Genomic DNA, 22,717 nt, shown 5'->3' on the forward strand with positions numbered 1-22,717 from the left:
AAACATAATAGTATCTACCTAATTATAAGGAGGAAAAATTATGTTTGGGAAAACAGCGGGTGAAGCTCTAGTTGACCTTTTAATTGACTGGGGAGTAGAACATATATACGGAATGCCTGGAGATTCCATCAATTCTATAATTGAAGCTTTACGAAAAAAACAAGATAAAATCAAATTTATTCAAGTGCGCCATGAAGAAGCTGGTGCACTTGCAGCAGCTGCCTATGCGAAATTAACAGGGAAACTCGGCGTTTGTATGGCAATCGCAGGGCCCGGTGCTATTCATTTATTAAATGGTTTATATGATGCTAAACTCGATAAAGCCCCTGTTCTAGCAATTTCAGGTCAAGTAGAAACAGATTTACTCGGGACGGATTTTTTCCAAGAAGTAAACTTAGAAAGATTATTCGATGATGTTGCGGTATATAACCAGCGCATTATGTCAGCAGAACAGTTGCCTGCTGTCGTGAATCAAGCGATTCGAATGGCTTATACGAAAAAAGGTGTATCTGTTCTTACGATTCCAGATGATGTTCCGAAATTCGAAGTAAAAAGTGGTGCTCGTGTTACAAATACTTCTTTTACATTACCTGAATTATTTCCGCAAGAAGAAGATTTACATGCTGCAAAACTCGCAATAAATGAAGCGAAAAAGCCTGTAATTTTAGCTGGAAAAGGTGCGAAACATGCGAGAGAATCTTTACTTACTTTCGCAGAACACATCGGTGCTCCAATCGTACTTACATTACCAGCTAAAGGAATTATTCCTGATGAACATCCACTTTGTATCGGTGGATTAGGATTAATTGGAACGAAACCTTCTTATGAAGCAATGAAACATGCGGATACTTTAATTATGATTGGTACATCCTATCCGTTCACAGGTTTCTTGCCCGAAAAAGCAAAAACAATTCATATCGATACTGATCCTGCCCAAATAGGAAAACGTTACGTAACAGATATTGGCTTAGCTGGTGATGCTGATAAAACATTAAAATGGTTAATTGAAAATGTAGAAAAACACGAGGACCATTCCTTCTTAGAGCATCATCAAGAAATGATGAAAAAGTGGGAAGAAAAATTACACAATCAAGAAGAAGATTCTTCTACTCCAATTAAACCACAACGCGTTATGCATGCACTGCAACAAGTAGCTCATGATGATGCAATATTATCAGTCGATGTCGGAAATGTAACAGTATGGACAGCAAGGCACTTTCGTATGACAAATCAGCAATTTATTATTTCTAGCTGGCTCGCAACACTTGGCTGCGGTTTACCTGGTGCACTTGCTGGAAAAATTGCTTTCCCGGATAAACAAGTATTTGCGGTTTGTGGTGACGGTGGTTTTGGAATGACAATGAACGATTTCGTAACAGCTGTTAAATATAAACTACCAATCGTTGTCGTCGTTTTAAACAATAATAAAATCGCCATGATTAAATTCGAACAAGAAGTTATGGGGAATATCGAATTTGGTACAGACTTAACAAACCCTGATTTTGCAAAATACGCAGAGGCGTGCGGAGGTATTGGATACCGTGTTGAGAATGTAGATGAACTACTTCCTGCTTTCGAAAGTGCGGTAAAACAAAATAGTCCGTGTATTATTGATGTAGTTGTAGATGTAAATGAAGCACCAATGCCAGCAAAAATCACCTTTGGTCAAGCCGCTGGTTATACGAAGCATATGATAAAAGAATTATTTGAAGAAGGTAAGATTGATTTACCACCACTTTAAACAAAAAAAGATAGCTGAAAACGATTTGTTTTATTTAGAACCAAGAAATAGGTATTTAGCATATGTATATCAATAATAGTTATATAATGTTGCACATTGTATAGACGAAAAAGAAGAGGATAGACAAAGCAGAAAGTATATGCATTATCTATCCTTTTTGTACTACATATGACCTCATTTACTAAAACAACATTTTTAGACCTTATTGAACTAACGCATGCGTTAGTTCAATAAGCATTTTTTCACAATCTTTACAGAAATGCTACCCTTTAGTTCAATGAGGAAAAACTGCCTTAATTGCAGCCCTTGCCTCTCCTTTTGTGCGTGGTGGGTGGTACTTCCATTTTACCAATGGATGGTTTCTTCTTGTTTTTCTTGACATAAAAAGGGGCCGGCCCCTCTAACCCTTTAACTGAAAGAAAACCTGTTCAAAATTGCCTCAGTACTAAGTATGACAGTGTTAAGCTCATTCCCTCGGCTATCTTTTCCCCTTCTGAAATAGAGACTGCGTAAAAAATTTTTGCTGTTCACGCGAGCAATCACCTGACTGCGACTTCTCGGCAAATTGCAGCATTGCGCTAAGCCGCTAATCCAATCAGCGATTTCTTGATGTGGAAGTAACTCTTTGTCAATCATCGTATCCACGATGTTTACCAACCGCTCATCATCCTCATCGCTAAAAATGTGTCTACCATTATGAAGCATGCCAGAAATAGCGACAAGAACCTCACGCAGCATTGCGACGCTGCTCTCCTCGCACTGCACCAGCTCGACAAAAACATCCGCACCATGAGACGCGCTGTGAGCCCAGCCTCCTACTGAAATGTAACCTCGCAGATCCTTCTCCTCTTTATAATAACGGAGCATCGCATGTATTAATTGCTCAATTTCCGCTTGATTAAAAAATGGATTCTGTCTGTGACGTTGCACAATCAAAGCGATAGGTAAAGCAGAGAACGTCCTTGTAAAAACTGACTGATCATCCTCGCTACCAATACTATAGAACAAATGGTTCTCATCAGTCAGAACAGTTAAGAGGCTTCGTAACTCCTCTTCACTGAATCTATTCTCTTCTCTAATCCACATATAAAACATCGAATAAATCAGGTTATCCCGTAATTCTGGCTGAGGATCGCCAATATATTGAAGTAACAAAGGTAAGAAATCTTGATGCTGCTCACCTTCGCGTAACTGATACTCATCCTTCTCAATTCTTTGCAAATCCAGCATCAATTTAGTCCTTGTATCGCTCATTTCCCCATCTCCTTCAACATTAACATAATCTCCTCTATAACAACTTCTGGCTCATCATGATGAATATAATGTCCACTTCGACTAGCAATCCGGTACTTGCTTGACGTTGATAGCCATTGGAATTCTGCTTGGAGTCTTTGCTCAATTTCCAATATTTCTTGAGATGGCCATCCCTCTTCAACATTGTCAGGTAAACCTCTTGTAATAATTACAAGAGGGAGGTTACTTTGCTTTGAATGATCAACGATTTGCTTATAACTTTGTATTTTATCAATCTTCTCACTATTCAACATAGGATTCTCGTAATATTCCCTATTTCTTGCAAGCAGATTTTCGGGTAGAACCTTTTCATAGGCAAGTTCTTTATATTCCGGTGCAGCGTCAACCAAAATCATACCGCAGATGTTCAGTGGATAAAGGCTGGCATATAATCTAGCGACCAAACCACCAAAAGAATGTCCTACCAATATATAGGGCTTCTCCACTTCAAGCGCTAGCAACAATTCGTTTAGCTCCTCGACTAGATTATAGCAAGTCGTCGGGACGGATGCGACTTGACTCCTGCCAATACCCGACCTGTTATAGGAAAAGGTTGATGTTTCTTGCGATATTCGGTCTTGGACTTTTTTCCATGTCTCATAACTATCGCCTAACCCTGCTATGAAGATTACGCTTGGAATACTGTTACGTGAATATTTATTTAATAGTCTGTGGTTATCACATATATCAATTATCTTTTTATTTTGTATAGTCACTTTTAATCACCCAGTTCAATTATAGGATTTACACTATCGATATTCCCATAATAATTCGATTATTATTTCTTTTAAAACTTTACTGTTTTTTAACTTCAGCTATCTTTTTTATTTTTGTACCTCTCTATAGAAAGAAAAATCATTCACATTAGTTTGTATTCGTTTCTCTTCCTTTACTTCTTTATCCTTGCTCTTAAGTATTTTTATATTTCCTAGTTTAATCGCATCTTGCATACTATTACTAACTAGATTTCCCGCTAAAATTGTCATACTATAAAAAGCAATTGGTATAAGTACAATCCATGTATGTGTAGTTAAATGGCGGAAGTTTTGACCAATTAGGCCAGTCCATTCTTTTGTTACACTATCTGGATCCATTCCACTGAAGGTTATTGTTCCACCAAAAAATAATTGCAACAAACCAAGGTGTAAAAGAAGCAATAAAGTACTCACAAATTGTTGGGCTACTAATAAAAGAAATGGTGGTAACATATGCGGCCATATATGGCGCTTCAACCTCTGCCATTTACTCCCGCCGAGAACAGTAGCTGCCAACATAAATTCCTCTTTCTTAATACGTTTTACTTCTTGCGCTACATATAGCATAACTGTTGGTACAGCAAAAAATACAAGAACTATAATTTGAAATGCCACCCGCAAATACAACGGCACAACTTCCGCTCCACTGTCAAACGTTAAAACTTCATTTAACATAAAATAAGAAATCATGACCATTGGTACAATACTAAAAGGATCAAAAAATGATGAAATAACTGGAAAAGAACGTTTACCATACATACCAAGAAGTAAACCAACTCCCCTCCAACTATAACTCGTAAAATCGCTATAATTATACTCGCTCCAACTGTCCATTTCGCGCCTTCTATTATTAATTGAACAATGTCGCGGCCTTTCACATCACTTCCAAACCAAAATTTACTTGATGGCGAAAATGGAGCTGCCTCTAGTTCTCCTTTTTCGTTATACATCATCGTAAGTTCGCGAATATTCCCATCAAAAAACACCGTATATCCAATACTAACAATCATTAGTACACTTAAAAAAGTAATACCTATCCAAAATCTCACATCTCTTTTTACAACTTGCCACATACTACACACGCTCCTTTATCACATTTTGCAAGAGTGTATGTAATATACGAAATAGTATAAAAAGCGGTACGTATAATATTACTAGACTCACTGTAAATATTTCTAATTTAGAATTTTCTTTTACAAAAACAAACATACCATATGTATTAAATATCCATTCAATAATATATAAATTGGAAAGCATAAATAATATATTTGTTTTCGCATAATAAATTGTCGTCAATAAAACATTTCTTGAAATATGATGTGTCAAAATATGCTGTAAGCTTAATCCTTTACTCTTGGCAAACAAACTATAATCTTTCTCTAACTCTTCTTTAAATCGTAATAACAACAGTTTAATAAACAATAAAGTTGTTGGTATTGTAAGACATATGATCGGTAACAAACGTATTCTTTCTTCCCCTAATCCAGCCAGTTTGACCGACATAAATCCTGTTTTTTGAAAAAGAATTACGACAAGAAGTTTTGATACTAATATAAGTAATATATCCGGTATACTCTCCAGCGTAAGAAAAACCCCGTTCCATATTCTTTGCTTCATATGAGAACGCTGCAATACCCAAACGACAAGTACATACGCTATAAGCAAAGATAGTAAAAACGCTGAGAGAAATACAGTCATTGTTTCAATATAATGAATCCATATTTGCGGAAATAATTTTCTTGAGTCCCGAAATCCATATGTTATTTCACCCGGTTGAAGTAACTTCCCTCCAAGAAATACAATCGTGTTCCAAAAAACAATTAAATCAATTTGCAATCCCTTAAATAAACGTGGCAGTGCACCTAGGCAGATTATGCATAAAATAGCAGCTACTAGCTGTAAACAAGTAACCCCCCACCATTTAACAATTCGCATCAACATAACGATTTCTCCTTACTATCCGATAGAATATTCAGAAATAAAAAACCAGATATTACATCTCTTCAGCTATACTTTGCATCCGCTTCTTCCCACTAGGTAAAATAGCTTGATATAAACACGTAACTAAAAATAATAAACCAAATAAAATAATATACAATGTATCTGCACGAATCCATTTCGGGAACAGCATCGCTATCGCACCAAGAGATAAAAGTTGAAATCCTGTCGTTAATGGGCTAAGTAAACTTTGAACGCGTCCCATAAATGATTCTTCTACAATTTCATACATCCAGCCCATGATTGCAACATTAATAAATGGTAAAAAGAAAGTCGCAAAAGCGATACATACATAAAAAGACCATACGTAGTTTACAAAGTAACACATACCGAAAAAGACCCCTGAGCCCGCCATACCAAATACAATAATAGGTTTGGGTGCATATTTCTTACCTACACTTGTTGCTATTATACTTCCAATTAGTAATGAAACCCCTCCAACTACACCGCCTACCATCGCTAAACTTTCATACGTTGCTGGTGCTAATTTATATTTTAATATGTAAGTTGTTGATACGCTTAAAATACCATTCAATAATCCAAAAACGATAAATCCTAGAAGTAATTTTTTTAAAGTTTCATTTTGGTATATATACTTGATCCCTTCTTGAAACTCTGTTATTAACATCTTCAAATTAACTTCTTTCCATTTTGTTCTCCCATTTGGCAAACGAACTTTTTCTGGAATGGATATCGTTTGAATCAAAATACCACTCATAATAAAGGTGAGCGTATTTACTAAAACACTCCCATAAACTCCAAAAGTCCAGTACACCATCGTTGCAATTCCTACACCAAATAAAGCATACAAACTATTTATCATTTGATTAATCCCTGCTGCTGCGCCATATTGGTCTGATTCAACTACTCCCTGTATCATCGACTGTTCTGATGGAGAGAAAAATTGTATACATGCATTTTCCAAAAATAAAAATATAAAGACGAGTATAATCATTCCGTAATAAAGCGAAATTAGAATTCCGATATTACAGAGCGAACAACATATGTTACTTACCATACAAATACGCTGTCTATCAAAGCGATCCACTACTGTCCCTACTAATAGAAAAAAGATTAATGCAGGTAATGCAATCATAATTTGTGTCATCGTTGCGTAAACTGGTTGCTTTCCGTATTGATCTAACAAGTAAAACATTAAAGAAATTCCAGCAATCATAGAACCGAGTCGCTCTAAAATATTTGCTAGAAAAAAACGTGCGTACACTTTGTTGCGAAATAACTGTAACATTTCTTTCATACTTCTTATCCTTTCTCTCGACAAAATAGTATTATTTTAGTCATTTCTTGGAAGTTACATTATATTTTTCGACCATTATCCAATCTTTTCCTTCTTTATAAAAAACAAAAAAAGAGCCCTTGTTTTCTAAACAAAGACTCTTTTCATATCATAAACTATTTAGCTACCTCTTCTTTCGGCATTACCATACCTTTGTAAAGTTGAACAGTTATCCAGTAATAGATGAAATAAATGACTAAGAAAATCCCTATCGGCACCCACACCTTTACAAACGGGTCAACTAATATAAAGCTAAATAAGTTAAGCCCTACTAACACGTGGGAAATTCCAATAATCGCTGGGAAGATAAATAAATATGAAATTTCTTTATATATACTTTTTGTTAACATACTACGTCTCACACCGATTTTTCGTAACATTTCATAACGGCGTACGTCACGAGAAGCACCTGTTAAAATTTTGAACATAAGAGAACTTGCCATCATCGCTAAAAAGGCAATCCCGAGGAAAAACCCCATAAACATTGTTCCGCTCATGAAACTGTTCATAAACTGATAAATTGTCATTTTCGTAAATAAGTCTACTTTTGCACCTGTTGTTTTTTCAATTTGTTCTTTTTGTCTCTTGTCTATTTCAATTAACAACGGTTTATATTTTTTCATATCATCTACTTTTGCTAATGTTACACTATGTTCCGTTCCTTGAACTGCTTTGTAGTGTTCTTCATCAGCAATTCTTACAGGTTTTCCGTTAAATTGATTATGTGTAATTTGTATTTCTCTTACAACCGCATCTTCCCAATCCCTTGGCATACGAGGAAGTTTATTGGCTGCTTCAGGAGCTTCCAAAGCAGAATAAACAGGTTCAGTTAAAGGTTCAGCCACACGTTTACGAGCAGGTTCTTTTAAAGTTTTTGTATCAAAGTGGTCTGAAACAAGTGGTGGTTTCTCAGTTAAGTCGTTACGTAAATAATAAACCGCTTCTCCATCTACTTTATACTTATACTTGCTTTCTTCCACAATTTCCATTTCTTTTAAGGCTGCTTTATCTTGATCATTTGGATCATGAATTACGACATCATATACACGAGAGAAGTCTGTCATAATACCTACATTTTTTTGGAACGCCATCCCTGCCGTCATCGCACCTGCACCTAATGCAATTAACATCGCTACGGTACCTAATACTCTCGATAAACTATTTACTCGAAAGCGTAGCTGTGCATATGTAAAACTATTTAAGCCCGTTTCATTTCGTTTTTTATTCCCTTTAATTTTCATCACAAAAAATGGAAGCAATGAACTAAAGATAAAATATGTTCCGAGTGTTGTAACGATTGTCGCTATTATAAAACCAAGTTCAGCAAACATTTTTATATTTACCATAAAATAATATCCTGTACTTACTAGTAATACACCAAGTACAGTCATTATAATAATGCGAGTTTTACTTTTCTTCACTTCATCTAGTGTTTCATCTTCACGTATTAATTCTAATTCTGTTTTACGTAATAAACGGATGCTATTCATTAAACCAGTAATAAAAAATAGTATTAAGAAGAAAATAGCTGTAACTAAGATTGCTGGTGTATATACAGATGAATAACTACCTTTTGCTGAAATTTCCATACCATTCATTAAAAAGTTTCCTGCTACACTTGCAAGTAACATCCCTACTAAGATCCCGATAATAATACTGACAATACCCATACCGAATGTTTCAATAAATAATAACTGTGCTACTTTTTTCTTTTTCGCACCGAGCATCATGTACATACCGAGTTCTTTTCTTCTTAATGTGAGTAAGAAAGAATTGGCATATATAATATAAAATACAGTAATGAAAGATAATAGTATGGCACCTACCCAAAATACGAGTCTAATACTACCAATAAGACTATTATCCTTCGTAAATTCACTATTCATCGCCATCGTTTGGAACATGTAGAAAATACTAATACTAATAACGAGACCAATAAGTAACACCATATAATCTTTTAACATCTTTTTCATACTATGACGTGATAATTTGAATAACATAGTCTCGCCCCCTACTTAGACTCAGCAGCTGAGCCCATATGAGCGAGCACACCTAAAATGTCTTGATAGAAATTTTCTCGTGTTCCTTGACGCTTTAACTCTTTATAAAGAAGACCGTCTTGAATAAATAAAATACGCTCACAATAACTCGCACTAAATGCATCGTGTGTAACCATCAAAATACTTACATTGTGATTTTCATGTAAATCTTGCATCGCTTCTAATAAGCTTTTTGCATTTTTACTATCAAGCGCACCAGTCGGTTCATCTGCTAATACGATTGCTGGATTATGTACTAAAGCTCGTGCTGCCGCCGTTCTTTGCTTTTGTCCACCAGAAACAGCAGTTGGATATTTCGTTAAAATTTCAATAATCCCTAATTTCTTTGCAACCTCATTTACCTTCCCCGTAATCTCACTTGAAGGTACGCCTTGCAGAGAAAGTGGTAAAGCGATATTTTCATAAATTGATAAGTTTTCAAGTAAGTTAAAATCTTGAAAAATGAATCCTAATTTTTGAGATCGAAAATCAGATAATGCATTCCCCTTCATAGAAGTAATATTTGTACCAGCTATTGTCACGCTACCACCTGTCGCTTGATCCAGCGTACTAATCACATTAAGTAGTGTCGTTTTGCCAGATCCAGAAGGACCCATAATCCCGACGAATTCTCCTTCTTTAATACTTAATGACACACCCCTTAACGCTTTTGACTGATTCTCATTTCTTTTCCCATACGTTTTTTCTACACTTTCTACAGTAACTACATTTGTTGACATCTCTTTCACTCCATCCCTTTTGTATAAAATTAATTTCTCACATATTTCTTATCTTTTTCTCATGTAAATCCTTAATAATTTTTAAATTTTTCAATCAGAAAGGATTACACGAGTTACGTAAACCTTTTTCCTATTCCATATTCTCACTTTTCTAAAACTCGTTCCTTCGATTTCGCTTACATTTACCTTACATTTTTGTAAGGTAAAAATATTACAGACCACTTTATAAGGGAATTTTCTTTGTAATGAAAAAGGCTTTTATTTTCATCAAAATTAATAGGATACATAAATAACAATAATAATAAGTTAAAAAACAATATAATTTTTTTTAAAACGATAAATTATATGATAAAATCATGTTGTCATTAAATAAACGAGGTGCTTTTTATGAAACAAGTTACAACACTCTTTTTAAAACTAGCTATTGTTTTTATAGGTATAGTAGTACTTGCATTGTGCATATTTTTAGTTCCTAAAATCGGGAATTTCGCTGGAGAATTGTATCCAGCTATTGCTTATATGAAATCTCTCGTTTTAATCGATATGTACGTAGCGACCATACCTTTTTACTTCGCTCTGTATCAAGTTTTTAAACTTTTAAGTTATATTGATAAGAACAAAGCGTTCTCGGTATTATCAGTAAAGGCTTTAAAAAATATAAAATACTGTGCCCTCACTATCGGTATCATATACATACTAGGTATGCCACTCTACTATCTAATGGCAAAAAAAATTGATCCTCCAAGTTTTATACCAATTGGATTGATCATTATTTTCTCCTCTATCGTGATTGCTGTTTTTGCTGCAGTTCTCCAAAAACTCTTACAAGAAGCCATTAATATAAAATCAGAAAATGATTTAACGGTATGAAGTGAAATATATGGCAATAAATGATGAAGGGATAGCGATTAAGCTATCCCTTCATCATTTAAATTCAGTAATACATGTTAATGGTGTATTTTCTTATCAATCTCTATTTCTTATTTTTTATTTCCTCTTTTATACTCTCCACAAACCCATTTAGTTCAATAACTTCTGACTGGTCTTCACCGTATTTACGTACATTTACAGATCCGTTCTCCATCTCCTTATCCCCAATAACAAGAACATAAGGAACTTTTTGCATTTGTGCTTCTCTTATTTTATATCCTAACTTTTCATCTCGTACATCTCTTTCAACACGAATACCAGCTTGTGCTAATTTATCCGCAATCTCATCCGCGTATTGTACATGGACTGCATTCGAAACTGGAATGACCTTCACTTGAACCGGTGCCACCCATGCCGGGAATGCACCTCCAAAATGCTCAATTAATATCGCTAAGAAGCGGTCCAGAGATCCTAATACTGCCCTATGAATGACAACTGGTCTTCTCTTTTCATTCTTCTCATCTATATAATTTAAATCAAACTTCTCCGGCATTTGGAAATCTAGTTGGATTGTCCCGCACTGATGACTTCTATTTAAAGCGTCTTTAATATGGAAGTCGATTTTCGGTCCGTAAAATGCACCGTCACCTTCATTTAGTCTATATTTATAATTCAATGAATGTAATACATTTTCTAATGCCTCTTCTGCTTGCTCCCACAACTTATCATCACCCATTGAATCTTCTGGACGAGTAGAAAGCTCTACTTCATATTCGAATCCAAAAGTTTTATAAACGTAATCAATTTGCGCCATTACGGATTTAATTTCATCTTCAATTTGTTCTGGAGTTACAAATAAATGAGCATCATCTTGGCAGAAAGTACGAACTCTTAATAATCCGTTTAAAGCCCCGCTAAATTCGTGTCGGTGTACTTGACCGAACTCACACATACGAATTGGCAATTCGCGATAAGAGTGTAATTTATTTTTGAACATTAACATATGTCCTGGGCAGTTCATTGGTTTTAATGCGAAACTTTTATTGTCTACTTCAGAGAAATACATGTTGTCTTTGTAATGTCCCCAGTGTCCTGATTTCTCCCATAATTCTTGGTTCATCATAAACGGAGTACGTACTTCTTGATACTTATACTCTTTTTGAATTTCTCTTAAAAATGCTTCTAATTCATTACGAATAATTTGTCCTTTCGGTAAATAAAATGGCATTCCCGGAGCCTCTTCAGAAAACATAAATAACTCCAGCTCACTACCTAATTTACGATGATTTCTTTTTGCTGCTTCTTCAACGAAATGTAAATACTCTTCTAATTCTTTTTGAGAAGAGAACGCAACACCATATATACGCTGAAGCACTTGATTGTTACTATCACCTCGCCAATATGCACCAGAAACGTGAGTTAATTGGAATGCTTTCAAATATCCTGTTGACGGTAAATGTGGTCCTCTACATAAATCTACAAATTCACCTTGCTTATATAGTGTTACACTTTCCCCACTAGGGATCGCTTCTAACAATTCTAATTTCAGGTGATCATTCCTTTCTTGAAACAATTTTTTTGCCCCTTCTCGTGAAACCTCAACTCGCTCTATTTTTATATTTTCATTTATAATTTTTTTCATTTCTTTTTCGATTTCCGGTAAATCTTCTACGTTTACACTACTCGGAAGATCCATATCATAATAAAATCCATTTTCAATAACAGGTCCTACACCAAGGTTTACATTACCATGCATTCTCTTTACAGCTTGCGCTAAAATATGTGCCGCAGAGTGTCTTGCAATTTCTACCCCTTCATTTGAATCTATAGTAACGATTTCTACTTCCGCATTTTCTTCAATATTTCGGCGTAAATCATATAACTGATCATTTACTTTCCCTGCGACTGCTTTCTTTTTTAAACTACTGCTAATGGATCCCGCAATTTCTTCTAAAGTAATTCCTTTTACAAATTCTTTAACGCTTCCATCCGGAAATTTCATTTCAATCATCTGTTCTTTCATTTTTCATCTCTCCATTTCATAATAAAAAGCACACTCATCCCTAAAATAGGGACGAGCGTGCTTTTACCCGTGGTTCCACCCAGATTCCCATTGTAAATATACAATGGCTTCTTTTACGGTAACGTCGTTTACACGGCACTAGATACTTAATTTCCCCAGTGCAGCTCTAAGGTGGTAAGTTATTTTTCTGCGTTAGGAAGTTCTCAGCTTTCCTTCCTTCTCTGTATAACCGGATAAAATAACTCGTGTCCTTTTCTTCGCTTATTATGAAATTGAATACAAAAAAGCATATTCATCCCTAAAATAGGGACGAATATGCTTATATCCGTGGTTCCACCCAGATTCCCATCACAAAAAACATAATGGCTTCTTTTGCGATAACGTCGCTTACACGGCACTAGATACTTAGTTTCCCCAGTGCAGCTCTAAGGTGGTAAGTTATTTTTCTGCGTTAGGAAGTTCTCAGCTTTCCTTCCTTCTCTGTATAACCGGATAAAATAACTCGTGTCCTTTTCTTTGCTTTTAAAAGTACATCCATTAATTGTTATTTACTATATCTTATTCATTTTATTTTTGCAAGTGTTTAAAAATGATTTTTTATTAAATAAAAAAAGAAACCAAAAATAGATTTTTGGTTTCCTCTTCTCAATTTTACCAATCTTGTGGTTCGTAATTTAAGTCTGAAAATAGACGTCGTTTCTCTTTCTTCGATAAATCTCTCCACTGTCCAACAGGTAAATTATTTAATTCTATATTCATAATTCTTGTACGCTTTAAAGTGTATACTTGATAACCTAAAGCTTCACACATACGACGAATTTGACGATTCAACCCTTGAGTTAAAATAATTTGGAATTCATATTTTGATAACTGTGTTACCTCACAAGGAAGCGTTTTCGTTCCTAAAATTTTCACACCAGCTGCCATTTTCTCTAGAAAATCAGGTGTAATTGGCTTATCTACTGAAACGATATATTCTTTTTCATGTTTGTTTTCAGCACGTAAAATTTCATTTACAATATCACCATCATTCGTTAATAAAATTAAACCGTCTGAGTCTTTATCAAGACGTCCAATGTGACTAATTCGTAATGGATGATTCACTAAATCGATAATATTACCTTTTACAGCTTTTTCACTCGTACATGTAATACCTACTGGTTTATTTAAAGCGATATATACGTGATCTCGAGCAATACGAAGTTGCTCTCCATTTACGCGTACATCATCACCTGGATTTACTTGGTCACCAATTTTTGCAACCTTACCGTTAATAATTACTCTTCTCTCATTAATTAGTTTATCTGCTCCACGTCGAGACGCTTTTCCAGCTTCACTAATAAATTTATTGATACGCAAATTAGGCACATCCTTTTCAAAAAAATTCAAGCTCACACTGCTTCTACCGTACAATACAAAAGGGTAAGCCTTCTATTATAACTTAAATATATTAACATGAAAGGGTATATAACGTCTTCTATTAATTACTCGTTTATAAGAAAATATCTTTATTATACATTCATTTATGCACGTTTTGTACACTTAATATACAAGCCACTCTTCCTTACATATAGCTTGTTTACCTCTTATATTTTTTAAATCATCATGAATATTAGCTAGTTTAAACAACTCAGGGAAAATCTCTTCTACATAATTTTGATGCGTCATTTCATCTTTCCAATAAGTTAGCACAATGTAACGATTTTCAGTTTTTAAAGACTTCCCAATAACTCCACCTAACATCCCTTTTGCATTTTTCATCCCTTTATTCCAAATTGTTTCTTGTTTATGTAAGAAATACTTTTCCTTTCCCACCTTTACATCACATATAGCAACTCTTACGAATGTTCCTTCTGTAACTACGTCTTTCAAAGGCATATCAGTTATATCATACAACGTTTGAAACAATTCAATTTCACATGAAAGAAACGTATCCTCTTGATTACTATTTAAATAAATGGTATCGTGAGCAGCATTCATAAATGATTGATACGCACTTCTATCTTCCCATAAAGTAAATACACATGCCTCATCCTCATACCATCCACCAAATTGCCCATGAAATCCATCTAGCTGCTGTATAGCTTGCCATTTTTCTTGTGCTTTTGAAAATAACTCTTTTTTCTCTTCTTCCACTTTACAGTAGATTGTTTTTATTAACATTTTTAACTCCCCCTTAAGATATAATTTACCTTCCACTTATAATTTTCAGTTTACATAATATTTTTATAATCTCCTCATTACTCTTTATGTGCATATAGAACTAATCATATTTATCACTATATCTATCAAACCATCTATCTGATTTTATTTCAAATAATTCAGAATCAAAAGAAAAGATGTAACCCTTAACGAATTACAACTTTATCTTATCTCCCTTCCTTATTCACCTTTTGTTCAAATAAATAATATGTAATTTCTCCTGGATAATGTAATACAGTTACCTTCCGCTCCTCTTTTTTAAAACTAACAGTATGTCCGTTTTCCCCTAAGTTCTCCCATCCACTAGCCTTTGTAATAGGCATTACACTTATATATTTATACTCCTCTTCCTTATCATCGTTAATATGAATTGCTGACATTGGTACTGGAAAATCTTCAATTTTAGATTCTTTGTCTAAATATATAAGTGTAAATAAACCAGCTAATAACACAACCGTTGAAATATTTGAAACTAGTTTTCTTCTATTCATTTTCACTAAAAACCCTCTTTTCTCACATATTACTTTCATTATTTTACCAATATTAATTATTCACGTATATAAAAAATATAATTTAAATTAATTCCAGACTATATTCTCTATTATTAACAATATTATTGTTATATATTATAATTAGAAGATATTTATTTTTGGAGGTATTACCCATTGAAGAAATTATTTTTTAATAAATGGACAATCGTTATTTCTATTTTTATTATTACCTGTACGATTTTCTACACAACTAAAGATAAAAATAATAACGAAAAAACTACCGTAGAAACAATTGATACAAAAAGTTTTAAAACTAAATTACAACCAAAAATTGATGAATTAACTACAAATTATAATGACATCATCGAAAAAGATTGGTTGCCTACCTGGGAAGAGATTAACACGAACGGAGATTCAGTAGACAGAGATAAACTATTAGTCACAATGACTGCTATTTCCAAACAATATGAAAAAATCATGAACGAAATAGACACTGTGAAAATTAAAGAAAATATATCGGAAGTACAAATACAAGAACAACTAATTTATTTCACAACTGAATTTAAGACTGCTTCTAAATTTATGAAAAACGCAGCAAATTTAATTATAGACGGAGCAAATAACTCTACTCTATCCAATGAAACAATTGAAAATACTAAACATGCTTTAGGACTTGCGGACCAACATATTGTCCTCGCTTTATCTACGTTAAATGAAGTTGAAGTTAAATTAGGACTTGCAAAAAAATAAAACTGGTTACTATTTTAAAATAAAAAAAGATTGCAATTCATATTTTGTCTGTCTATAATGTTTTTATTGATTTACAATCAATATTTTTATAAATTTTATAATTCGGATGAACCATTCAGGAGAAGGTCTATTGATCTACCGACGGGGCAAAAAGTTGCTGAATCAACTTTGAAACTCTCAGGTCTTGTTTACAAGTAGAACTGCATGGGGACGAATCTCTGGAGAGACTCCCTCTCGCTTTTATATAGCGTGGAGGAAAAAGAGCACCGAAGGAGCAAATCCGCTACTATAGCGGATAATCTCTCAGGTAAAAGGACAGAGACAAGCGAAAGAAAATGCCGATTTGTATCGGTTTATTTTTCTATCCCTTGTTTCTCCAGAGACCATTTCATTTACTTGAAGTGGTTTTTATTTTTTCATAAAAAGGAGAATACAGATGGAGACAGTAAGTACAGTATTAGAACAAATCAATCACTATGTGTGGGGATTACCAACGTTGTTGTTACTCGTTGGTACTGGTATCATTCTCACAGTGCGTTTAAAAGGATTACAGTTTAGTAAACTATTATACGCTCACAAACTAGCTTTTAAAAAATCAGAAGATACATCTTCCTCTGGAGATATTAGCCACTTCCAAGCACTTATGACAGCTATGGCGGCAACGATAGGTATGGGGAATATAGCCGGTGTTGCAACTGCTGTAACGATCGGTGGACCCGGTGCAATCTTTTGGATGTGGATTACTGCTTTGTTCGGTATGGCAACAAAGTATGCCGAAGCAATTCTTGCGGTGAAATACCGTGTTAGTAATGAAAATGGTGAATATTCAGGTGGACCAATGTACTATTTAGAACGTGGTTTAGGTAAGAAATGGCTTGCTGTTTTATTCGCTATATTCGGCACAACTGCTTCTTTCGGTATCGGTAATATGGTGCAATCTAACTCAGTTGCAGAGGCAATGCGAATTAATTTCTCTTTCCCTCCTGCTTTAACTGGTATATTTATGTCGTTTTTAATCGCCATTGTTATTTTAGGCGGTGTGAAAAAAATCGGGAAAGTGACAGGATATATCGTTCCTATTAAAGCTTTCTTTTATATCATTGCTGGGCTTATTATTATTTTCTATCACTACGATCAAATTCCAGAAGCATTCTCACTTATTTTTTCTGGCGCATTCAATGGGACTGCAGCTGCTGGTGGTTTTATTGGCGCAACAATTGCATCTGCAATTCAAATCGGAATGGCGCGCGGTGTATTTGCAAACGAAGCTGGTTTAGGGAGTGCCCCTATTGCTGCAGCTGCCGCAAAAACTGATTCACCTGCAAAGCAAGCTTTAGTTTCTATGACTGGTACTTTTCTAGATACGTTTATTGTATGTACCATTACAGGGCTAGTATTAATTACTACAGGTGCATGGAAATCAGGTAAAACTGGCGTTGAAGCGACAACACTTGCGTTCCAATCTGTATTTGGCACTGCTGGTAGTATGATTCTTGGTATCGCAATTATATTATTTGCCTACTCTACTATTTTAGGATGGTCGTATTACGGCGAGAAGTGCGTGGCTTATTTATTTGGAGAAGGTGCTGTTAAATATTATAAAGCGATCTTTATTGTCATGATTGCTATTGGGGCTAATTTAAAACTAGGTATCGTATGGACATTTGCTGATATTGCAAATGGACTTATGGCGATTCCAAACTTAATTGGCCTTATTGGGTTAAGTGGTATTGTTGTTGCTGAAACGAATCGCTTTTTACAAGCAGAGAAATTGAAAGAAAGTCATAAAAAACAGGCAAGTTAATATAAAAAAAGGAATGACTCATACATAATGAGCATTCCTTTTTTCGTTTTCTAACTCAGTAAATGTCATGAAAAATATATTTATATCGATCTTTCCCTTTTTTATTCCACTAAAAGTTTTTCACATAAATGACATAAATCGTATGGTCTAACTATATAGTTGAAAAGGAATGTGACATTAAAGTGTCGCCGAAAAACTCATCCAAGAAAAGGGAGGAAAAATCTTTTGAAAAACAAAATCATTGTTTTCCTATCTGTTTTATCATTTATTATTGGTGGTTTCTTTTTTAACACAAATACTTCAAGTGCTGAAACATCATCTACTGATTACGTCCCTAACCAATTAATCGTTAAGTTCAAACAAAATGCCTCTTTAAGTAATGTTCAATCTTTTCACAAATCTGTCGGTGCTAACGTTTTATCTAAAGATGATACGTTAGGTTTTGAAGTCGTTCAATTTTCAAAAGGTACTGTCAAAGAAAAAATAAAAAGTTATAAAAATAATCCAGATGTGGAATATGCAGAACCGAATTATTACGTTCACGCCTTTTGGACTCCGAACGACCCATATTTTAAAAATCAATATGGATTGCAAAAAATTCAAGCTCCACAAGCTTGGGATAGTCAACGAAGTGATCCTGGTGTAAAAGTAGCTATTATTGATACAGGAGTTCAAGGTTCACACCCTGATTTAGCTTCGAAAGTAATTTACGGACATGATTATGTTGACAACGACAATACATCTGATGATGGTAATGGTCATGGTACGCATTGCGCTGGAATTACTGGAGCACTTACGAATAATAGTGTTGGAATTGCTGGTGTTGCCCCACAAACTTCAATTTATGCCGTCCGCGTATTAGATAATCAAGGAAGTGGTACTCTTGATGCTGTAGCGCAAGGGATTAGAGAAGCTGCTGATTCAGGTGCAAAAGTAATTAGCTTAAGCTTAGGCGCTCCAAATGGTGGGACTGCTTTACAACAAGCCGTTCAATATGCATGGAATAAAGGCTCTGTTATTGTTTCAGCTGCTGGAAATGCTGGAAATACAAAAGCTAATTATCCTGCTTATTACAACGAGGTGATTGCAGTTGCTTCTACAGATCAATCAGATAGAAAATCTTCATTTTCTACTTATGGTAACTGGGTAGATGTTGCAGCACCAGGTTCAAATATATATTCCACATATAAAGGAAGCACGTATCAATCATTAAGTGGTACATCTATGGCAACACCTCATGTTGCAGGAGTCGCTGCTCTTTTAGCAAATCAAGGATATAGCAATACACAAATCCGCCAAATTATTGAGTCAACGTCTGATAAAATTAGTGGTACAGGTACGTATTGGAAAAATGGTAGAGTCAATGCATATAAAGCTATACAATATGCTAAACAATTACAAGAAAATAAAGCCTCTTAAGAAATAATGTAAAACTTTAATCAGTGATCTGCCATTAGTACGGGATAAAATAGAAGGAGAGACTTTTACAATTAAAGGCTCTCCTTCTTACAAACTATATTACTCCCCCTCCTTCTGCACCATATGTAAATACAGTACAAAATCCGTCATTGTCGACGAATGACCGAGTTGACGGATCATCGCTGTTATATTTCCTCTATGATATGTACCATGATTTACGACATGTTGTACTAACTCTAAAATTGAAGTTTCTAATTTCCCTGCATATGGATTTTCGATAACAAATACAGCATTCACGTCTTGTATTGTAATTAAAAAGTCTTTATATTGATTTGCCATGTTTTTAAACATTTTTTCTAATTCATGTAACGATTTAGTTTCGATTTGTTTTCGTAAATTTTCTCGGTCTTGTATTGCTTCATTCATACTTTTACCATGCAATATGTGTAACCACACTTGATCTGTAATATAAATATGCGCAAAAGTATCCTTAATTGATGGAAATACACTCTGTATCTTTTCGCTAAAGATTGTCTCATAGCTTGGTAACTCTTTTAATCGATTGAATAATCGCGTATTAGCCCAATCATGGTAATCAAACTGTTTTAACATGTACTCTTTCAATCTAAATCGCCTCCTTATTGTACGAAACGAATGTTTTGTTTCTCCATTTCCGATTCTCTATCAGCTTTTGCAATCCCTTTTTCTTCAACTACATGTTTATTTATAGTTTTATATTTTACATACGTATGAAATTCCGTTTGAAATGGAAACGGTGTAATCCGTATTGTTTCCTCGTCCACCCATTCAGCTTGAATAGGTTTCTCCACCTTACTATTAAACATTTCCGTTCCTTCAAAACCACCTTTAAACAAATCAATTTCATCTTCCTTTTCTACGCCAGGTTTATTCATACACACATATAAAGAAAGTTCATCGCAAAACTTTAATAATCTGTAATGTTTATCGAACATCGCAAATTGTTCTTTCGTTAACGTTTTCAAAATTCTTTTTTGTCGTTTCAATTCATGTTTATAAAAAGACATCATTTCTTCGTCTTCGTCATTTAATGAAAATGATAAAAAATGTTTACTACAAAGTAATGCTCCGTATGGATTCGAATCTTCAATTTCATTCAAACCAATCGTATAAAAAACAAAACGCAATGAACTTGGACAATCCATAAATGTATATGGAATATTTTTAGCATCATTCAAAATTGGTACTTTATCAAGTTCTATCCATCCTCTATCATGCTCATATATTGCATCAATTGTCTCTTTTAAGTATGTTTCATCTTCAAAAAAATCTTCTTTTATATGCTTTGCAATCTCTCCAGCTAAAAAACCATGATCATGTTGACGAATTAATATACTTTCATTCTCATTTTTTTCACGAAAAATCATTCATATACTCCCCCTCATCCTCATATTACAGCATTTTCTATACATCAATTCTTAATTAATCCCTAATTATTAGCAGGGATTCAGTCTCTGACAACGAAATTAACATAACTATATAGTATTCTTTCTAACCATATAAATAGCTTTCTCTATACTATCCATTATACTAAAACATTCATTCTAAAAAACTTTTTATGAGGTGAAAACATGAACAAAACAGAATTAGTTAAAAACGTGGCACAATCCGCTGATATTTCTCAAAAGGAAGCTTCTGCAGCGGTACAATCCGTATTTGACACAATTGCTACTGCATTACAATCTGGCGATAAAGTTCAATTAATCGGCTTTGGAACTTTTGAAGTGCGCGAAAGATCTGCTCGTACAGGACGTAATCCACAAACTGGCGAAGAAATTCAAATCGCTGCTGGTAAAGTTCCAGCATTTAAAGCTGGTAAAGAGTTAAAAGAAGCTGTGAAATAAATAAGAAACCAGCCATTTTATAGGCTGGTTTCTTATTTTCTATTTAAGCAGATTTTTTATATTCTCTGCATGATATACTTCACAAATATAAAATATGCATTTGCAATTACTTACAATTTGATATTTTCTAGTTGGATACACATTCGCCGTAACAGAGCATCCATCAAACAATTCAATAATATTCCCACATGGCTGATATCCTTCGTATAATACGTTTCTTCTTACTTCCATCTTTTCTATAAGTTTTTCAACTGGAATATTTCCACTCTCTAATTCACTCTTAATTGTATTTGGTAAAAACGAAGTGTCCGCAAAAATTAGATTCTCAGATAACACTTTTCCTTTATAACTAACATTGGATACACGGTAAAGAAATGTTCCGTTTTTATCAAAGAAATTCTTTGCTTCTTTCGGGATGTACTGTCTATCAAGTACCTCTTGTTCGAGAATTTCAAACTGAACTGTATCATTCAAAAGCTTTTCTAAAGCATGAATAGATGATGTATCTCCAGAAAATAAAATATTTTTAATTGCTTGTACATTATAAGTGAATTCATTTGTTCTATTTTCCGCTACTAACATGAGGAACACCTCTTCTATAAGATTTTTTATTTAACTTATTTATAATTTAAAAGCGCTACTGCGTCTAACTGTGTAATTTCAGTTACTTCTTTACTAAATATTGCAATTGAAGCCATATAATCTGCACTTGGCCTTATATTCTCCATCATTGTATTTTCTACTAACTCTTGCCTATCCTTAAAAACTAACAAATTTGGAGGATCATTTGGAGCTGATACAGTAATACCTACTGGTGAAATCATTAGTCCTTCACCTGTCGCTTTTAGTACCGCTTCTTTTCGAGTCCAATATGTTAAAAAACCTTCTATTTTCTGTTCATTAGGTAACTTCATAACTTGTGCTATTTCAATGTCTGTTAATACGCCCTCTGCCATTTTCATAACATCTACATTTGGATTCATTTGTTCAATATCAACGCCTACAGGTGCAGACTTTGTAAATGCAACAACAACCCACTCACCCGAATGTGAAACAGATATTTGCGGCATTCCTTCTGGTAATTGTGGTCTACCATGTTGTAACTTACATACAGGGCACATTCGATTAATCGGTACTTGAACTGGCGACATAGAAAGGATCTTTCCAAGAACTAATCTACTAATTACACAACCTATTATAAATCGTGCACGATCTGCCGAATGATGATATGAATTTGCTTTCTCTCGTTCAACATCATTTAGTAAATTGTAATGCCATGATTGTAAATCTGAAATTCTTGCCCACCATATTTGACAACTATTCTCATTAAGAGTTGGTACAGAATCTACAACTTTACTCTCTATCATGTAAACTCTCTCCTTCTAAAAAACAATATCATTTTATTTCAAAAG

20 protein-coding genes, 1 pseudogene, 1 riboswitch and 2 other annotated features are annotated in these 22,717 nt (G+C 34.3%); of the genes and pseudogenes, 6 read left to right on the forward strand and 15 right to left on the reverse strand.

The genetic code is table 11. The features are described 5' to 3' along the window. Positions 1 to 40: 40 nt before the first annotated feature. Complete coding sequence (locus DM800_RS27430; protein WP_147788052.1) at positions 41 to 1,741, forward strand: pyruvate oxidase; 1,701 nt, start codon at positions 41 to 43, stop codon at positions 1,739 to 1,741. Between the two features lie 408 nt (positions 1,742 to 2,149). On the opposite strand, the gene DM800_RS27435 is transcribed toward DM800_RS27430, so the two are convergent. From DM800_RS27435 to DM800_RS27465, 7 genes and pseudogenes are all read right to left on the reverse strand, one after another. Next, complete coding sequence (locus DM800_RS27435; RefSeq protein ID WP_098134188.1) at positions 2,150 to 2,995, reverse strand: DUF2785 domain-containing protein; 846 nt, start codon at positions 2,993 to 2,995, stop codon at positions 2,150 to 2,152. Further along, positions 2,992 to 3,750 (reverse strand): alpha/beta fold hydrolase, encoded by a 759-nt coding sequence (locus tag DM800_RS27440; protein ID WP_046955760.1) that lies wholly within the window; start codon positions 3,748 to 3,750, stop codon positions 2,992 to 2,994. Before DM800_RS27440 ends, DM800_RS27435 begins: the two co-directional genes overlap by 4 nt. Positions 3,751 to 3,858: 108 nt before the next feature. Beyond that, a pseudogene (locus DM800_RS27445) lies at positions 3,859 to 4,862 on the reverse strand (ABC transporter permease subunit). 1 nt (position 4,863) lies between these two features. Further along, positions 4,864 to 5,730, reverse strand: coding sequence for an ABC transporter permease subunit (locus tag DM800_RS27450; RefSeq protein ID WP_147788053.1), 867 nt, complete (start codon positions 5,728 to 5,730; stop codon positions 4,864 to 4,866). Positions 5,731 to 5,782: 52 nt separating this feature from the next. Continuing rightward, positions 5,783 to 7,054, reverse strand: a complete 1,272-nt coding sequence (locus DM800_RS27455; RefSeq protein ID WP_255447096.1) for an MFS transporter — start codon at positions 7,052 to 7,054, stop codon at positions 5,783 to 5,785. A gap of 146 nt (positions 7,055 to 7,200) precedes the next feature. Next, the gene (locus DM800_RS27460; RefSeq protein ID WP_147788055.1) at positions 7,201 to 9,084 is read right to left on the reverse strand and encodes an FtsX-like permease family protein; all 1,884 of its coding nucleotides are present in this window, start codon (positions 9,082 to 9,084) and stop codon (positions 7,201 to 7,203) included. A gap of 11 nt (positions 9,085 to 9,095) precedes the next feature. Then, on the reverse strand, positions 9,096 to 9,863 hold the full coding sequence (locus DM800_RS27465; protein ID WP_147788056.1) for an ABC transporter ATP-binding protein: 768 nt from the start codon (positions 9,861 to 9,863) through the stop codon (positions 9,096 to 9,098). A 387-nt stretch (positions 9,864 to 10,250) separates the two neighbouring features. On the opposite strand from DM800_RS27465, the gene DM800_RS27470 reads away from it, so the two are divergent. After that, a complete protein-coding gene (locus tag DM800_RS27470; RefSeq protein ID WP_147788057.1) occupies positions 10,251 to 10,733 on the forward strand; it encodes a DUF2975 domain-containing protein in 483 nt (160 codons plus the stop codon). Positions 10,734 to 10,836: 103 nt separating this feature from the next. On the opposite strand, the gene thrS is transcribed toward DM800_RS27470, so the two are convergent. The 4 genes from thrS to DM800_RS27490 form a co-directional block, all read right to left on the reverse strand. Beyond that, entirely contained in the window at positions 10,837 to 12,756 is a 1,920-nt protein-coding gene (thrS, locus tag DM800_RS27475; RefSeq protein ID WP_147788058.1) for a threonine--tRNA ligase, read from the reverse strand. A 44-nt stretch (positions 12,757 to 12,800) separates the two neighbouring features. Then, positions 12,801 to 13,023, reverse strand: a binding site (T-box leader). 35 nt (positions 13,024 to 13,058) lie between these two features. Next, positions 13,059 to 13,282 (reverse strand) — a binding site (T-box leader). Positions 13,283 to 13,407: 125 nt separating this feature from the next. Further along, positions 13,408 to 14,115, reverse strand: a complete 708-nt coding sequence (gene rluF, locus DM800_RS27480) for a 23S rRNA pseudouridine(2604) synthase RluF (RefSeq protein WP_001222161.1) — start codon at positions 14,113 to 14,115, stop codon at positions 13,408 to 13,410. Positions 14,116 to 14,298: 183 nt separating this feature from the next. Continuing rightward, positions 14,299 to 14,919, reverse strand: a complete 621-nt coding sequence (locus DM800_RS27485) for a YdbC family protein (protein ID WP_147788059.1) — start codon at positions 14,917 to 14,919, stop codon at positions 14,299 to 14,301. Between the two features lie 206 nt (positions 14,920 to 15,125). Beyond that, positions 15,126 to 15,491: a hypothetical protein gene (locus DM800_RS27490; RefSeq protein WP_147788060.1), complete on the reverse strand. Its 366-nt coding sequence runs from the start codon at positions 15,489 to 15,491 to the stop codon at positions 15,126 to 15,128. A 132-nt stretch (positions 15,492 to 15,623) separates the two neighbouring features. Between DM800_RS27490 and DM800_RS27495 the strand changes: the two genes are divergently transcribed. The 3 genes from DM800_RS27495 (at position 15,624) to DM800_RS27505 (ending at position 19,422) form a co-directional block, all read left to right on the forward strand. After that, positions 15,624 to 16,199, forward strand: coding sequence for a hypothetical protein (locus DM800_RS27495; protein ID WP_088081789.1), 576 nt, complete (start codon positions 15,624 to 15,626; stop codon positions 16,197 to 16,199). Between the two features lie 208 nt (positions 16,200 to 16,407). Beyond that, a riboswitch (glycine riboswitch) is annotated at positions 16,408 to 16,528 on the forward strand. A 107-nt stretch (positions 16,529 to 16,635) separates the two neighbouring features. Beyond that, the gene (locus DM800_RS27500; RefSeq protein WP_000451054.1) at positions 16,636 to 18,003 is read left to right on the forward strand and encodes an alanine/glycine:cation symporter family protein; all 1,368 of its coding nucleotides are present in this window, start codon (positions 16,636 to 16,638) and stop codon (positions 18,001 to 18,003) included. A 225-nt stretch (positions 18,004 to 18,228) separates the two neighbouring features. Further along, positions 18,229 to 19,422 carry a S8 family peptidase gene (locus DM800_RS27505; protein WP_046955748.1) on the forward strand — a complete coding sequence of 398 codons (1,194 nt, stop codon included), beginning with the start codon at positions 18,229 to 18,231 and terminating at the stop codon, positions 19,420 to 19,422. Between the two features lie 99 nt (positions 19,423 to 19,521). On the opposite strand, the gene DM800_RS27510 is transcribed toward DM800_RS27505, so the two are convergent. Together DM800_RS27510 and DM800_RS27515 are read right to left on the reverse strand one after the other, a co-directional pair. Beyond that, complete coding sequence (locus tag DM800_RS27510) at positions 19,522 to 20,046, reverse strand: DinB family protein (protein WP_046955747.1); 525 nt, start codon at positions 20,044 to 20,046, stop codon at positions 19,522 to 19,524. A 14-nt stretch (positions 20,047 to 20,060) separates the two neighbouring features. Next, positions 20,061 to 20,828 (reverse strand): DUF3891 family protein, encoded by a 768-nt coding sequence (locus tag DM800_RS27515; RefSeq protein WP_060488696.1) that lies wholly within the window; start codon positions 20,826 to 20,828, stop codon positions 20,061 to 20,063. A 204-nt stretch (positions 20,829 to 21,032) separates the two neighbouring features. On the opposite strand from DM800_RS27515, the gene DM800_RS27520 reads away from it, so the two are divergent. Beyond that, entirely contained in the window at positions 21,033 to 21,305 is a 273-nt protein-coding gene (locus DM800_RS27520; protein ID WP_001043960.1) for an HU family DNA-binding protein, read from the forward strand. A 39-nt stretch (positions 21,306 to 21,344) separates the two neighbouring features. Here the strand turns inward: DM800_RS27520 and DM800_RS27525 are convergent, their stop codons facing one another. Both DM800_RS27525 and sfp read right to left on the reverse strand, forming a co-directional pair. After that, on the reverse strand, positions 21,345 to 21,887 hold the full coding sequence (locus DM800_RS27525) for a cold-shock protein (RefSeq protein WP_147788061.1): 543 nt from the start codon (positions 21,885 to 21,887) through the stop codon (positions 21,345 to 21,347). A gap of 35 nt (positions 21,888 to 21,922) precedes the next feature. Then, positions 21,923 to 22,672 (reverse strand): 4'-phosphopantetheinyl transferase Sfp, encoded by a 750-nt coding sequence (gene sfp / locus DM800_RS27530; RefSeq protein WP_147788062.1) that lies wholly within the window; start codon positions 22,670 to 22,672, stop codon positions 21,923 to 21,925. Positions 22,673 to 22,717: the final 45 nt, after the last annotated feature.

The sequence above is a fragment of the Bacillus sp. AY18-3 genome, assembly GCF_008042305.1.
In the GTDB taxonomy this organism is placed as follows: domain Bacteria; phylum Bacillota; class Bacilli; order Bacillales; family Bacillaceae_G; genus Bacillus_A; species Bacillus_A wiedmannii.